Source organism: Echinicola vietnamensis DSM 17526, from assembly GCF_000325705.1.
In the GTDB taxonomy this organism is placed as follows: domain Bacteria; phylum Bacteroidota; class Bacteroidia; order Cytophagales; family Cyclobacteriaceae; genus Echinicola; species Echinicola vietnamensis.
On the sequence record NC_019904.1, the window covers coordinates 4,966,321 to 4,982,258 of the forward strand.

Sequence of the window (15,938 nt, forward strand, 5' to 3'; positions counted from 1 at the left end):
CGCCAAAAGCCTTAAATCCTCCACTAAGTGGTTCGAGTTTTCTCTTACCAGCTCCACAACACAGAAACGAGGTGAATTTCCGCCTCGTTTTTTATTTATATTACATAAACCAAGCAACAAAAATCGTTTTCATCTATATAATAAGCTTTTAATTCGAAAAATGAATTTCCAAAAACCAATTCCATCAAAAATCAAAATACTGACAACAACCTTCAAAAATCATATGATTTAACAAATGGTTCGATAAATCTCATTGGCTTAGCTAATAGGAATCGAACCAAATTTCAAATAAATTTCACTGAAAATTCCAATATTTTTTTTTTGAATTTATCCACCAAACTCTTTTTTAAAGCTAAATATCAAACACATCTAAATCAACCGTTCTTCCAATTGCACCTTCCAAAGGATATATCCCTTTCTTGGATCCGAATAATCATGATTTAACCTACTGAAACTTTCCGGGGAGCTTAGAATAAAGGCTTGCCTTCCCTTATCCTTTATAAACTGAAGGTCCGATTCTATTTCATCCAGTCTTTTCCAAACCATCAATTTCGAAATCTCTCCTCCATTAACCATGATTTCTGTGTGCCAGATATAGGTAGCCTCTTCTGTATCCAAGGTTTCTAAAATGATATGGTGAAATTTCTTACCTTTTAATAGAAATACGAATGAAAAAGGTTTTAATATAAACCTTATTTTTAACAATGAACCTTCGTGTTTTGATGCCAAGTACCTCAATTGTCTGAAATGCCTATACTTTTCATCTCCAATTAGGTTATTGATCAGTTGCTCTTCGGTAAAATGAGAGCCGGGAAATTGATTGGATTTTCTTAAACCTTCAAGATCAGAAGTGGCCCTATTGTCATTTTGATGATTTGGATCATTTTTAATTTCATCGATGGCAAACTGAAACCTGACACTCTCAATGGTATCTTGATTAATTTTTCCCAAGTCTTCGGATTCAGCTCTTTGGGTCACTAACATTCCATTTTCAAATTCAGCAAAAATCTCCACATTGGCATATTTCATTTTTAGTGACTTCGAGAAGTAGGGTTTTAATACTTCAATCTCAGGACGGACGTATTCATTTTCAAGTTCAAATTCAATTTCTGTATTGAGTTCTTGCACGGGATAATTAAAGGCAATGCTACCATACCTGAAATCCAGTTTGTCCAATGCAATTTTAACTGTCTTGTCGATGGTGACAGCACTCATTTCTCCAGATTCGCTTAGATCCATAAACAAGTCGGCTTCTTTCTTAAGTTTTCTATAATAGGTATTCCTCTTCAAAAACAAACGATCAAGATAATCAACCAAATAATCCCGATAATCATATATCACAGGAGCCAGTTCGGAGCGCTGAACCCTCCCTATATATTGGATAAGTTTGCCCTTGAAAGAAAAAGGATAGACCAAAAACAGCCTTGATATGTTATTCAAATCCACACCTTCCCCCATCAACTGTCCGGTAGTAATCAAGACCTGGAAATCTCCTCTGGATATCTGGCCCCATTTCCCCTTGCGGCTACGTTCATTATCTTCCCCACTCAAAGTGATTACTTCAAAAACCCCTTTCAAATAGTGGTTTAACGTAGCGATATGCTCTCTTCTTTCTGTAATAATCACTACACTTCCCCCTTCATTCACCTCTTTTATAACATCTTTGATGATGAGCTGATTTCTGGCTGAATCGTTCACCAATATCTTTGAAAGTGTCTCAAAACTATCAGTTTTTGGATTGAACGGTACTTGCAAGGCGGTCTTCCTCACTTTCACCGTTGCAGGCCGGTAGTTTTTGGTTTCCTTGGGATCAATACTGGCAATTACATCACCCAGATAAATAAAAATGAGCCTCCCGTCATTTCCCTTTCTAAATGGTGTCGCCGTCAGCCCATACAGGTAGAAAGTAGAGAGCTTGGACAAGCTGTTCCGAAAACTCTCTGCTGATATGTGGTGGCATTCATCAATTATGACCGTACCGAATGCGTCATAATATTCACTTGATTCAGGTTTGTCCAAAAACTTGGCCAGACTTTGGAACATTGCGACGGTTACTTTTTTACCGATTTTAGCACGCCCTTGTCCAATTCTTCCTATCTCAGCCTTCCTCAATCCCATAAAAGACTGGATCCTTTCCAGCCATTGTGCCATAAGTTGTTTCCGATGGACGATAATAAGTGTTGGTTGTTTCTTATTGGCTATTATCTGTAACCCTATTATTGTCTTTCCTGTGCCCGGAGGGGCTACAATTATCCCAAACTGCTTCTTTTCCGCTGCACAGACTGTTTTCTCCTGATGTTCCCTTAGTCTAAAAGTGGTGTTAAAGGAGATTGTCTGTTGCAGTTTTCTTTCATCTTTAAATTCAAACGGAATGTTGTGGGCTGTACAAAACCTCGCCAACCTACCCATAATACCCCTAGGAATGACAACCTCATTTTCAGTTTCATCAATCAACCGAAAATGAGATGGTGTACCATGGGTGCTTCGTCCAACCTTCTTCTTTACGAAATAGGCTGAATTGGAAAAATTCAGTTCTTCCTTTAAAAAATCAGTTAACTCTATTGTAATTGCAGACTTATTGAGTCGAATATTGTTACTCAGTTTGATCAATAACTTCTTTGAAGTATTGAAATCTGATGGGCTTGATCCATGGGCGACCAATATTAATTGGTCATATAAGGCATCTAATCGGTCCACTGAAATCTTTTTGACGGATTTCAGGAAAGTCCACTGGTCCTGATATGGTTCCATATTATCATTCAGGAAACCACCATTTCCTTTTTCCAAAACAGCTTGGTTTAGCGGAAGCGCAATTAAATTACCAAGCCCTTTCCCGGATAGATAATCCTGATTTGGAAACAGCCGGTCAAAACTGGAAAATTTATCAAATTCAGAAATCGATTGGGATTCCTTTAATAGATGGACAAGCAGCTTTCTACTTTTTCTTGCAGGATAAGGGCTCGCGAAAAATATCCAAATATGCCCTCCATTTCCGGATCTTGATCTTTCAAGATATGAAGGAATGTTTTTGGATTTACACAGCCCCATTACTTTTTTGCACTCCCCTTCCCAATTTTTTCCATCAAAATCGGCAGCAATAAACCAGGAAGTATTGTCCTGTAAAAGAGGGTAAATACCGATATGGTGTTCTCCATTAAGATGCTTCAGAACTTCAATGCCTTTTAACGGGATATAGCTTTTGTCCTTGTAGGTTTTGAATGTACCACCATTACGTTTATGGCGTCGATACATATAGGGATCATAATGGTATGCGGGCATATATCCGGCTTTGGCTCCCTTCTCCCAGCGAACAGCGAAAACATCTGACCTACCCTTAAAGAGCCCATTGAATATTTCCAGTTTATCCGATTCTGAATAAGTGATTACAAAATTCCCCATAAATTTCTTTGATATCCTTTTCTGTTTGCCAATGACTTCAAAATGTCACATAATATAGATTTCAAGCGATAGGGGAAGTTAAGAAATCAAGATTACTTTATTATTCTTTAAGCTTTTGGTTAATTTGTCTATCTATATCCATCCAAAAAGTTCCGTATAACTGTCACAGTAGAAAAATGCTCTTAATCGATCAAATTCAAAAAGGAGAAAGTAAAACGCTCGAATTAAAAGAAAGCCTTCCAAAAAATGAAAGTATCGCTAAAACAATAGTAGCTTTCTCAAACACAAGTGGCGGCAAACTGATCATTGGAGTGAATGATCAATTAAGCATTGTTGGCATTGATGATTCAATGTTATTTGAAATACAGGATAAGATTGCATCAATTATTTCTGACAGTTGTTTCCCTGGGATTATTCCTGATATCTACAGTGTAAATATAGAAAACAAACTGGTCTTAGTTATTGAAGTAGTTCGTGGCAATCAAAAACCTTATTTTTTAAAAAGCAGAGGAAGGGAAGTTGGTTCCTATGTCAGAATTGGTGCCACCAACCGTCTCGCAGATTCCTCTACAATTGCCGAGCTTGAACGTCAAAAACATCATATAAGCTATGATGAGGAAGTTTATCACGACCTGGAGCTTAACAGGCTTGACATGTCCCCCCTTCTTGACAAATTCAAACAAACGGGAAAGACTGTTACCAAGGAGAAGCTAGAAAACTTAAAACTAATTAAAACAATTAACGACAAAAACTATCCTTCAAATGCCTTGATGATTATTTTAGGAAAATTTCCTCACTGTACTATTAAATGCGCCCGGTTTAAGGGAACTACCATGGAGACTTTTATCGATAAGAAGGAATATAGTGGCGATATTTTTACGGTTCTTGAAAACGCCCAAAATTTTGTATTGAACCATATCAACCTCCAAGCCGAAATAAAAGGGCTATACAGGGATGAAAAATATGAAATCCCCGTGGTCGCTTTAAGGGAAGCTTTGGTTAATGCGATTATTCATCGGGACTATGTTAACCAAGGCAGGGATATCAAAGTGGGTATTTATGATGATATTGTAAATATTGTATCGCCTGGTAGCTTGCCCAATAATATTACCATGGATGATATTTTTAATGGTCGTAGTGAAGTTCGAAACAGAGTATTGGCAAATGTATTTAAGGAGCTAGGTTTGATCGAGCAATGGGGTAGTGGAATTAACAGGATCATCAATACTTGTAAAAGCTATGGGCTTCAGTCCCCAATAATCCAAGAGAAGAATGACTATTTTGACATTGAATTTATTCGACCACAAATAACCGCATCCTCAAAGGAAAGTATTGAGCAAGACCAATCAACAAAACCGGATCACGAACGATTACGAACGATTACGAACGATTACGAACGATTAGAGAAAGAAAAACAAACCATCCTTTTATACTTACTTGAAAAAGGAAAAATCTCAAGGAAAGAGGCTACAATCTTATTGGACTTAAAAAACACAAAAACTTACGAAATTCTCACTGAAATGGTGGACCAAGATCTTATCAAAAAACAGGGCAAAGGGAGAGCCACTTATTATATGCTTAGTTGAATCGCCCTAACTTTAAGCACTCCCTTTCTGATCTTATATACCCGCAAGCAGTCGAATATCATCCCCTAAATGGTTCGAATTTTCTCTTATCAGCTCCACCTGACGGCACAAATCCTCATTTTGAGATTTTGTGCCGTTCTTTTTAATATATAAACCTCTATCTATCAAATAGATAAGACTAATCATTTTATTAACTTTCGGGGTTCGATAATTATTTTTTTCAAACACCAATTTTTCACTAAAGGTCGAACTCAACAGCCTCTGCTTGTCTTCTAGGCCAGATTTTGCATATAAATCACCTAAATTAGAAATTACCCTTAAACAGGATTTTATCATCTCTTTGATGTTTCTTTTCGGCTTTTCACGAACGCTCGCCAATTGAAGCTCTAATCGATCTATTGAATTAGATACTTCTTTTTTGATTTCTTTAAAATCATCACTATCAATCTTATCATTCAGCAAAAGCTGCCTTGCTTTTTTTAGCTTATTACTCTCATTTTCGATTTTTTCCAATAAGGATTTCTTTTCATTTCCTCTATCATTCAATTTTGAATTAAGAATTTCGATTAGTTCTTTTTGAAAATACTTAAGCCTTTCTTCTTTTATTGAAAACTGATTAAGCATCTCAATCAGTTTCTCATTTACTAAATCAGCTCTAAAACGACATCTACAAGGTGATTTACAATGGTAGTAATAATAGTACTTCCCTGTTTTACTCTTTGAAGGGCTTCCGGTCAAACCTCTTCCACAATTAGGGCATTCTAGAAAACCTCTGAGTGGCAACTGTTCCTTGGAAACTATTTTAACCTTATTTTTCCTTCCCCTTCCATCCAAAATATCCTGAACACTATTAAATAATCTTTCTGATATCAACGCCTCATGTTGCCCCTCAACGAAGTGAGATTCTTCATCCTTATAGGCAGGAACAAAAATTTTTCCAATATAATGTTTATCCCTTAGCATTCTCCAAAAACTGGATTTTGTAAGGCTTAAACCCTTTTTGAACATTTCTGTATAGATTTTCTCGGTATTAAAAGTACCTTCTGCTACCTTTTCAAATGATTCGATGACAAGACTAGCTTCAGGTTCTTTTGGTGCAATATATTTTTTTCCTGTTACAGTCGACCGATTAATATACCCTGTTGGTGCTTTCTTCAAATACCGACCTTCTTTGGTTGCCCTTCTAATACCATGAAATATATTGAGTGCCCTCCTATCATTTTCGACTTCTGGTGCAGCCAAATAAATAGCCAACATCATTTTGTTCTCAGGTATTTCCAAATCAAGTGGCTGTTCTATTGCTTGAGGCTCAATATTAAGACCTCTTAGAATATTGATCATAAAATACGCATCCCCTGCATTTCTGCTAAACCTATCCCATTTAGTAAATAGGATGAGATCTACTTTTCCTTTCCTTCTTCCTTTAAGATCAGTCAAAAGTCTTTGCCACTCAGGCCGATCAAAAGTCTTGGCACTATGGTCCTCATAAATAACCTGCCTTACCTTTATATCATTAACAAGGCAATACCTTTTTAATACCTCTTCTTGATTACGTTGGGAATAACCTTTATCAGCCTGCTCGTCTGTACTTACTCTAACATATAAATCAGCTATTTTCATTGGTAAAAAGTTGGTTTACAGCCAATTTACAAAATAACTGGATAGAGTCAAACAAATGTTCAGCATCAGCATATGAGATTTCCTGACCATCATTCCTCAATAATTTTATCAGCTTATTAATTTTTTCCTGCCTCTTTTTTTCTTTCAGTTGTACCATATTATAATTCTGATAGAGGCTTAATTAAATTTACATTCATTAAAAATATTCACCAGTTTAACCCTACTGGGGTATAAAATGAGCGTATTTTTGAAGTGACATTCCCCTTCTAATTAGACCTATCATCAACTTAAATTATCAGCAATAAAAAAAGGGCCTTACAGCCCTCCATCATCTGCGAAGGAATAATACCCTTCGGGAGTTAGGATGATATGGTCAAGTACCGGAAGTTCCAATAGTTTTCCTGCCTTCACCATCTTTTCGGTGAGGCGTTTATCCTGTTCACTGGGCTTCATCGTTCCTGAGGGGTGGTTATGTGCCTTATGTAAAGCTTTACATAATATTATACTTTGCATAATGGGCGAGGATCAGGCCCGATGCTGACGCCTTCATGGCCGCTGCAAAGACCACTTTCAGGTCCACTACTGTACCACAGGTTCCTCCGGATGAAGCGTTGATAATTCCAAGGACACGGTTAGCCCTATTTAGGAGAATAACCTTAAATTCTTCTATAAATTCTATTTTTGATTCATCCCAATTGGCCCTTAAAATCCTATTGGCAGTCAAAGAAGAAGTGATTTGAGGCTTTTGGGAAACCTTTGAATTGGCCTTGTAACTTAGTACAATTTCTGCTACTTGGTTGGGTACGATGTCTTTGTTGTTGCTGTCCATAACATTTCGTTTTTGATGGTTAGAAATTAATTATGGGCACCGTCCCGCTTGAGGCAACCAAGGCCAAGTGGCAACGGAATAAATGAGGGGCATGCGGGAATGGCATGTGTTTATGCCGGACACTCTTGGCTGCCCCGGCAGCCCGAAAAGCGAACTTTGTGCAGTGATTAATGAATAATTAAATACCCTCTCCTTTCAAGAATTATCATATGCTTCATTTGAGGAGTGTTAGGTTAAATAACGGCTGTCGACAAATCCTACTATCAAGTCTGGGAATATGCAGCAGGGATAGGAGCGGCATCCCCGGCCTTGCCGGGATACAGCGGATAGCCCGGCCCATAGGGGCTGCCCAAAACACATTTGATACCTCTCCTCAAATGAATGGTTTAACCGTTCAGCCCAAATTTTAAAAAAATTATCAAGCATGGGATTTCATCAACCAATTGCCATAATTTGAATAAAACTTCAGCAATATCAAAGATAAGCACCAGTCCTACTCCCTTTCTGTGTATGGCTCTCTAGTATGCCAATATTCCATTAGCTATTCCTGTTGGGCAATATTACTTTGGACTCTCCTTTGGATAGCAATTTCAATATAAAAGTCGCTCTGGCCATTATATTTCATTGGCCGATCCTGAAGTGCGAAGCGTATTTTTTTATTAAAAACTTAAATTGGGACAATAGCCTCAAATGATGTCAATTTTATGGCCCTTAGAATTTTTGGATTATTGATTTCCCCAACATTTCGGTTGGCAGAAAAGAAATTACGGAAGACGTATCGAAAAGGCAATCAAGATCATATACCAAATCGTTGCTCATAAGCCAAAACCACTTTAGAAGAGATCCCTTAAACTCCCAACCTATCAATAAGATTCAAATAGTCTTCCATGGTATCTATATCCACTTCACCTTTAGAGAGCGCTAACGTTTCTAAACCTTCAAAATCAGCAAATAATTGTTTGGCTCCCGAATTGCCCTTTAATTCCATTAAGCGTGGGAAACAGCTCCTGTGAAATAGTGCAGGAACTCCTTTCTGGCCGCCATAAAAGCTGGCGACAATCTTTGCCTTTGATTGATATTGGAGATCTATTAAGCCCTTCAAATGCCCACTGGTGACATAGGGTTGGTCACAAAGCATTATTATGGCATATTCTATCGCAGGATAAAGGCTTTGTAGATGGTCTATCCCTATTCTAATAGAAGAAGCAATCCCCTCACTGGAACCAGAATTTAGAGCAATGGAAAGATCCAGTCCCTGTAATTCTTTTTGATGTAAATGGGCCTTTTCCCCCAGCACCACCACAACTTGATCAGGTTTTGCGGCCAAGGCTTTTTTTGAGGATCTCTTGAGTAAAGTTTCCCCTTGGACCCTTAACATTTGTTTGTCCTTTCCAAGCCTGATGGAATTGCCTGCAGCTAAAATAATGATACCGTACTTCCCGGTATTTACATCACAGGATTCTTTATCGGACTTGATTATTTGTTTATTTTTCATTATTTATCTTCAAGTACCTGTTAACACTCCGATAAAATAATCAGGGAAATCAGTTCAGGCAAATCGCACTACACCTATATACCATTTATACTACTGATTTACTTTCCATTGCTCGCTATTGTCATCAAATACTTCTTTGCCCCAAATGGGAAGTTCCGATTTGATCCGTTCCACCAATTCATTGCAGGCCGCTATTGCCGCTTTTCGGTGAGGGGAGGACGTAAATACAAACAAGCAGATCTCGCCCACATTCACTTCTCCCAAGCTATGATAAATATGTAAGCAGGTAAGATCATATTTGGAAAAAGTTTCTTCTCTAATTTCCCTTGCCTTCTCCAATGCCATATCTCTATACGCAGTATATTCAATGGCTACCACCTTCCTACCATTATTTTCATCTGTCCGGATCTGTCCCAAAAATATTGAATGTGCCCCTATGGCTGTTTTGACTCCATGATTGGCTATTGACTTGGCTATTTTATCCGGGGGAATTGCTCCGTTAACAAATATGTCTTTGATATTATTGGCTTTTTCCATTTACTGATTATCTATTTTTTCTCCCAAAGTCAGCTCCTTTTAAGGTGGTGCGACAGCACCGTCTCCAATCCAGGCCAACCAGGCCACTTTAAATTCATCATGGCTGAATGGACTTTACCCATTGTCCAGCCTTCCTTCACTGGCCCAACATTCATGTGTTCTTTCATTCCATATCTTTATGACCATTTCACCCAGTATCCACCAATTGGAGGGTAAGCACTTGTGGTGACTTCCCTTCAAAATCACTATTTGTCCAGTCTTTTTCCTACAACAACTTTCTATCTCCCAACTTCTTAAAAAAGTCCTCCCGATAGTTTCTACTGATAGGATAGAGCTCTTCCCCTATCAATACTTCATTTGATTGGACTTCGTCGATATGCCGCATATTGATTATAAACGACCGGTGAATCCGCACAAACTCACCAGGCAGTGCATTTGCAATGCTGGTCAAAGAGACCAATGACATTACTTTTCTAGTTGGCGTGATGATTTTAATATATTCTCTTTGAGCCTCAATGGCCTGTATTTCTTCAAACAGGAATTTCACAATTCTTGTATCGGTTTTAATAAAAAAGTAATCAAGTATTTCTCTTTTTTCCTCGGTAGCGACTTGGACCGAAAGGTATTCTACCGCTTTATCTATTGCTTTTCTGAAGCGTTCGAAAGATACTGGCTTCATCAAATAATCAATCACATCTAATTCATAGCCTTTTACTGCATATTCTTCATAAGCAGTAACAAATATGGTAAGAGGCTTTTCCACCAATTCATCTAGTAAATCCATACCTGTCATCAGGGGCATTCGGATATCCAGCAAAAGAATATCAACAGGCTTCTCCTTCAAAAATACCATAGCCTCCTCTCCGTTGCTGCATACACCTGCCAACTCCAACATTCCGACTTTGGAAACGTAATCTATGAGCAATTTTCTTGCAGGAGGCTCATCGTCTACTATAAGTATTTGGTATTTCATTTTAAATCTATGGTTAGTTTAACTTCAAAGGAAGTAGCGTCCTGATCCAAGATCAGCTCATGCTTTCCTGGATAAATTAGGTTCAATCTTTTTTTCACATTTGACAATCCTACCCCACTTTCCTGTTCTGCAGTCTTACGAGCATCAATTATATCATTCTTAATATAAAAGTGAAGATTCTCTTTTGCATCTATTTCAAGCTTAATATCTATTCTCCCGTCCATGGTGTTTCCATGTTTAAAGGCGTTTTCGAGAAAAACCAGGAAGATCAAATGAGCGATTCTATGTCTGTCTTTGACTCCTTCATGCTTAAAAACAATTATCGGTTTTTCATCCAGCTTTAACCTCCACAGCTCAATGAAATTTTCCATAAAAACAATCTCCCTATTAAGCGAAATAAACCTTCCTTGGTCCTCATATAACATATGACGCATCATTTCGGAAAGCTTCATAATCGCCGATGCAGTATTATGTTCTTTGAAATAAGCCATCGAATAAATATTATTCAATGTATTGAACAGGAAATGAGGGCTCAACTGAAGCTTCAGAAACTTCAACTCTGAGGCCAACTGACTGTTTCGAAGTTCTATTTCTTTTCTCTGCGCCGAGATCATATTGGCAAAAAACCAAATGACCGTGGTGATAAGGTAAAAACCAATAGCCGGAACCGACCTGATAAAATAAGTATAAGTAACGGAGCGGTGGGACATTCCGAGAAGATTTACCCGTAAAAGTACAATGCCCACCACTATTCCAATGGATGCCAAAATATAAGCGCTGTACTTTCCTTTTCTATAAAGCCTCGGCAACAGGACATAATAATTCAAGTAAGCGATGGACGAAGAAGTCAATACATCAGAGATCACTGCGCCCCAAAGTTGCTCAGAAGAATATATCCAACCACTGAGGGCAGCGTATAAAATAGCCCCATAACACAGCCAGAAAAGGAAATGGAGCGCATAGAATGCCGGACGCGATATGAAACTATTTTTCATTTTGGAAATTTAGGCATTTAAATAACATCATATTTCAGCAATCATCCAACTGACAGCTGTGCTCTACGGAAGGCATTTTTTATTCAACAAGTTGTAAATGCAAAAGTCTGAATGTTCCTATCCCTTAGGGGTGTTTTCATTCGTAGATCAAAACAGTTGACTGGGTGAGAGAATCTTGCTGTCTATTGATTTTGTTAAAAATATAGGATTATTATTCGTCTATTGGTAATGTGTCAAAAGGTTAATTGAATACGGGGGACATAAACCGTAAATCGAAAACCATCAACATAAATTAGGTTCAATTTGCTGAAAGGCTTTGACAAATAAGCACCACAAAAAAAATGAAATGAAAATCGTGAAAAAGCAACTATTTATATTGACCCTCATTATTCTGAGCGCTACTTACTCTTTTGCCCAATCTTCCACTGAGCAGGAAATCAAAAAGCTCTCCATGGACAAGTGGCAATGGATGGCTGATAAAGATGTGGCGAAACTGGAAAAGCTCTTTGACGACAAGGCCAAATTTGTCCACATGAGTGGAAGCTGGAGAAAAGACCGCGAGCTGGAAATCATCGAATCCGGAAGTATATGGTATAAAAATGCAGATGTGCATGACACGGCCCTTGAGATTTCAGGAAATACTGCAGTGGTATGGAACCGAATCACCTTGACTGCTTTCGTAAGAGGCAGCGATGTAACCACTGAGTTTACGGTAACCGAAGTCTACCAAAAGCAGAAAAAAGAATGGAAAATGCTGGCCTTGACATTCAGCAGCGTAAGGGACACTCACGAAATCGAACATTAATCCAAATACCATATTAACCATGCTAAAGACAATTATTGGATGCTTCCTTCTCTTCTTAGCCACAGGAATTAGCTATGCGCAAGACGAGACGAGCAAACAAGAAATCATCGAGCTATCCAAAACCAAATGGCAGTGGATGGCAGACAAGGAAGCTGATAAACTCGCCGAGCTTTTTGACGAAAAAGCTGTTTTCGTCCACATGGGCGGTTCCTGGGGCAAGGAACAAGAAGTGAACATTATCCGCAGTGGTGGGATTTGGTATAAAAAAGCCGATATCCACGAAGTATCCGTGGAGATCATCGATAACACCGCCATCTTGCTGAACCGCATCACCTTGATAGCCGAAGTGGGAGGAAACGAAGTGACCAATCCATTTGAGGTCACGGAAGTGTATATCAAAAAAGCTGAAGGATGGAAGCTCGGGTCTCTCTCCTTCACCAAACTGATGGGATTCGGGGACCAATAAAATTAATTTGCTATGAGATTCTTCCTTCTGTTCATTTTCCTTTTTGGCTCCCTGAGTTGTACCAGCCAGACCCAAACAGAGATCGATGCCAATGCGGTGGAAACAACCCCGGACAAAATCCTCATCGTGTATCTCACACGCACTAAAAACACGAAAGCTGTGGCAAAGATGATTGAGGCAAAAGTGGGAGGCACTTTGGTAAGTCTGGAATTGGAGACTCCCTACCCTGAGGATTATGAAGCCATTGTCGCACAGGTTGCAGTGGAAAATGAGACCGGAACACTACCTCCCTTAAAGACCAAAGTTGACCTTTCCCGATACGAAACCATCTTTGTTGGCTTTCCGACTTGGGGCATGCAGCTACCGCCACCGATGAAAACATTCCTAAATGAAAATGATCTCAGTGGGAAAACCGTCATTCCCTTTAATACCAATGCAGGTTACGGAATCGGAAGCAGCTTTGAGACGGTAGCCGAACTCTGCTCGGAAAGCACTATCCTGGAAGGTTACTCTACAAGGGGCGGAATCGAACGCAACGGAGTGTTATTTGTCATGGAAGGAGAAAAAGAGGTGGAAGTGAAAAAAGAAGTCCATGATTGGTTGACCAATTTAGGGTTTTAGTTGTCAGTATTATTTCGTGTAATAAAGAATTATTAAAGCCAATGTTTCAATAAGGACTAAAAACTCAAACGAAGTGCAACAATGAACAACCAATAAATCAGGTAAGACCTTAAATTATAAAATATTGATAGAATAGCTAAAACAGAAGATTATCCAAAAACATGGAAACTTAATTTTGATTGTAAATGGTGGAGAAAATAGGTAAATTCCATTTTAGGGGCTTCTTCGTTGATAATCTCTATTTTTTAAAATTTCGGATAAAAAATGTGAAACAAATTCATGAAAACCGCTAGCACTAAAATCAACCGTCGTTCATTTTTAAAAGTCACTTCGCTCACTGGAGGAGGAATGCTACTCAGCCTAAATTGGCTAGCGGCCTGCAAACCTAGTCAAGATGAGTCTTTGGGGATGCCCAAGGAATGGTTTCAATTTAATGGATTTATTAAAATCGGTGAAAATGGAAAGGTGACTATTATGTCACCAAATCCAGAAGGTGGACAAAACGTAAAAACGTCCATGCCGATGATCGTAGCAGAGGAACTTGATGTGGATTGGAAGAATGTCATTGTAGAACAAGCAGATTTGGATACCAAGTATTTTACAAGACAGTTTATCGGAGGCAGTCAGGCAATCCGATCTGGATATACCAGCCTAAGAACCGCAGGTGCCACAGCACGTGCAATGTTGGTGGCTGCCGCAGCCAAAAGCTGGAATGTTCCCGCAGATGGAATCACGGTGAAATCCAGTACGATCTATCACAAAGCGTCCGATAAATCTGCTAATTTCGGTGAGTTTGCTTCTCTGGCAGCGACGATGCCAGTTCCAGAAGAAGTTCAACTAAAAGCCAACAATAATTTCACTATTATAGGCAGTTCAAAAAAGAATGTCGAAGCAAAAAATATTGTAACCGGAAAACCGCTTTTTGGAATAGACACCCAATGCGAAGGAATGCTAATAGCAATGATCATTCATCCTCCTGCTTTTGGGAAGCAACTAAAATCCTTTGACGATTCCAAGGCCAGAAAAATGCCAGGAATAAAGGATGTTTTTCGAATCAAACCACTTCAAGACGATTACAAAAGAACGTTTTTTGATACCGTTCAATTCACAGACCTAATTGCCATAGTAGGCAACAGCACTTGGGAAGTACTTCAGGCAAAGAAAGTAATCCAGACGGAATGGGAAATTCAGGAAGCCTATGAGGAAAAACGTGATATGTTCGGAAGGGAAGGAACCAGGGTGGTACCAAGGGGATTAGAAAGCACCACTTCCCAAGAGCAAGCAATGAAAAAGGCAGCTAAAACCCCTCGGGTTCAAAGAAAAGATGGGGATCCAGAAACTGCATTCAAGAACGCATCAAAGACTATAGAGAGGACTTACACAGGTCCCTTTTTATCACATAATTGCATGGAACCGATGAATTTCTTTGCCCATGTCCAAGAAGACAAAGTAATCTGCTCCGGTCCTTTGCAAAAACCAGAATTGACAGAAAAGGCACTCTCTTCCAGATTGGGAATCCCCCTTGAAAACATAGAAATTGCTATGACCAGGCTAGGTGGTGGCTATGGACGAAGATCATATGCACACTGGTTAATCGAGGCCGCTGTCATTTCGAAAAAGGTAAATGCGCCAATCAAGCTGATATACACTAGGGAAGATGATATGACAGGCGGTATCTATCGCTCTCGCTACCAGGCAACCTATCGGGCTGCACTGGATGAAAACAATCAATTAGTCGCCTTCCATGTAAATGCCGGTGGACTTCCCGAGAATCCATTATATCCAAATAGGTTTCCTGCCGGAGCTGTGGACAACTATCTGGCAGAAGGTTGGGATGTACCATCCAATATCACTACAGGTTCATTCCGAGCACCTCGTTCCAATTTCATGGCTTGTGTCGAACAATCATTTTTGGATGAAGTGGCCGAGTTGGCAGGAAAAGACCCCATTGATTTCCGTTTGGAACTATTGGAAAAATCAAAGAATAATCCTGTCGGTGAAAGAAATGACTATGACCCTGATCGCTATGCAAAAGTACTCCAACTTGTAAAGGACAAAGCTGATTGGTCCAACCCAACTCCAGGGATATCCAGAGGAGTTTCAGCTTATTTCTGTCACAATAGCTATGCGGCCCAAGTTTTGGATTTGAAGCTGGTAAATGGACAGGTCCAAATAGACAAGGTGACCAATGCCATTGATTGTGGAATTGTCATCAATCCTGACGCTGCCAAAAATCTCTGTGAAGGAGCTGTAGTGGATGGGATAGGAACTGCCATGTTTGGTGAGCTGACATTTGAGAATGGAGTGGTGTCCAAATCCAATTTTGACGGATACAAGCAGATTCGAATGGGAGATGCGCCTAAAACCATTGAAACCTATTTCGTAGAAAATGGGAATGATCCTTCGGGGCTTGGAGAACCTGCATACCCTCCTGTTTTTGCAGCCTTAGCCAATGCGCTATATCAAGCCACAGGAAATCGGTTTTACCATCAACCATTTGTCCATCAACTGAACAGTTAAATGATTATCAAGCCTAATTTGAACAGCTAATTGGTCAATTTTCAGATACTTATGGTTTGAATTTAGTAATTAAAACGAAGTATAAATATTTA

The 15,938-nt window shown here is 39.1% G+C and carries 13 protein-coding genes; 5 read left to right on the forward strand and 8 right to left on the reverse strand.

What is annotated here, in order from left to right:
* Window positions 1-369 precede the first annotated feature (369 nt).
* On the reverse strand, window positions 370-3,399 hold the full coding sequence (locus ECHVI_RS20210) for a TOTE conflict system archaeo-eukaryotic primase domain-containing protein (protein WP_015267886.1): 3,030 nt from the start codon (window positions 3,397-3,399) through the stop codon (window positions 370-372).
* A 176-nt stretch (window positions 3,400-3,575) separates the two neighbouring features.
* On the opposite strand from ECHVI_RS20210, the gene ECHVI_RS20215 reads away from it, so the two are divergent.
* On the forward strand, window positions 3,576-4,985 hold the full coding sequence (locus ECHVI_RS20215; protein WP_015267887.1) for an ATP-binding protein: 1,410 nt from the start codon (window positions 3,576-3,578) through the stop codon (window positions 4,983-4,985).
* A 33-nt stretch (window positions 4,986-5,018) separates the two neighbouring features.
* Here the strand turns inward: ECHVI_RS20215 and ECHVI_RS20220 are convergent, their stop codons facing one another.
* The 7 genes from ECHVI_RS20220 to ECHVI_RS20245 form a co-directional block, all read right to left on the reverse strand.
* The gene (locus ECHVI_RS20220; protein ID WP_015267888.1) at window positions 5,019-6,605 is read right to left on the reverse strand and encodes a recombinase family protein; all 1,587 of its coding nucleotides are present in this window, start codon (window positions 6,603-6,605) and stop codon (window positions 5,019-5,021) included.
* Between the two features lie 315 nt (window positions 6,606-6,920).
* Window positions 6,921-7,058: a JAB domain-containing protein gene (locus ECHVI_RS24275; RefSeq protein ID WP_342662026.1), complete on the reverse strand. Its 138-nt coding sequence runs from the start codon at window positions 7,056-7,058 to the stop codon at window positions 6,921-6,923.
* Between the two features lie 37 nt (window positions 7,059-7,095).
* The gene (locus tag ECHVI_RS20225; RefSeq protein ID WP_342662027.1) at window positions 7,096-7,434 is read right to left on the reverse strand and encodes a JAB domain-containing protein; all 339 of its coding nucleotides are present in this window, start codon (window positions 7,432-7,434) and stop codon (window positions 7,096-7,098) included.
* Window positions 7,435-8,281: 847 nt separating this feature from the next.
* A complete protein-coding gene (locus ECHVI_RS20230) occupies window positions 8,282-8,929 on the reverse strand; it encodes a nucleotidyltransferase family protein (RefSeq protein WP_015267890.1) in 648 nt (215 codons plus the stop codon).
* 90 nt (window positions 8,930-9,019) lie between these two features.
* Window positions 9,020-9,466, reverse strand: a complete 447-nt coding sequence (locus ECHVI_RS20235) for a molybdenum cofactor biosynthesis protein MoaE (protein WP_015267891.1) — start codon at window positions 9,464-9,466, stop codon at window positions 9,020-9,022.
* 265 nt (window positions 9,467-9,731) lie between these two features.
* A complete protein-coding gene (locus tag ECHVI_RS20240; RefSeq protein WP_015267892.1) occupies window positions 9,732-10,439 on the reverse strand; it encodes a LytR/AlgR family response regulator transcription factor in 708 nt (235 codons plus the stop codon).
* Entirely contained in the window at window positions 10,436-11,434 is a 999-nt protein-coding gene (locus ECHVI_RS20245) for a sensor histidine kinase (RefSeq protein WP_015267893.1), read from the reverse strand. The genes ECHVI_RS20240 and ECHVI_RS20245 overlap by 4 nt, the downstream gene beginning before the upstream one ends.
* Before the next feature lie 346 nt (window positions 11,435-11,780).
* Here ECHVI_RS20245 and ECHVI_RS20250 point away from each other — a divergent pair, with 346 nt between their 5' ends.
* The 4 genes from ECHVI_RS20250 to ECHVI_RS20265 all read left to right on the forward strand — a co-directional run bounded on the left by ECHVI_RS20250 (window position 11,781) and on the right by ECHVI_RS20265 (window position 15,846).
* Entirely contained in the window at window positions 11,781-12,239 is a 459-nt protein-coding gene (locus tag ECHVI_RS20250; RefSeq protein WP_015267894.1) for a nuclear transport factor 2 family protein, read from the forward strand.
* A gap of 19 nt (window positions 12,240-12,258) precedes the next feature.
* A complete protein-coding gene (locus tag ECHVI_RS20255; RefSeq protein ID WP_015267895.1) occupies window positions 12,259-12,705 on the forward strand; it encodes a nuclear transport factor 2 family protein in 447 nt (148 codons plus the stop codon).
* Between the two features lie 12 nt (window positions 12,706-12,717).
* Window positions 12,718-13,326 (forward strand): flavodoxin family protein, encoded by a 609-nt coding sequence (locus tag ECHVI_RS20260; protein ID WP_015267896.1) that lies wholly within the window; start codon window positions 12,718-12,720, stop codon window positions 13,324-13,326.
* A 279-nt stretch (window positions 13,327-13,605) separates the two neighbouring features.
* Window positions 13,606-15,846, forward strand: a complete 2,241-nt coding sequence (locus ECHVI_RS20265) for a xanthine dehydrogenase family protein molybdopterin-binding subunit (protein ID WP_015267898.1) — start codon at window positions 13,606-13,608, stop codon at window positions 15,844-15,846.
* The last annotated feature ends 92 nt before the right edge of the window (window positions 15,847-15,938 follow it).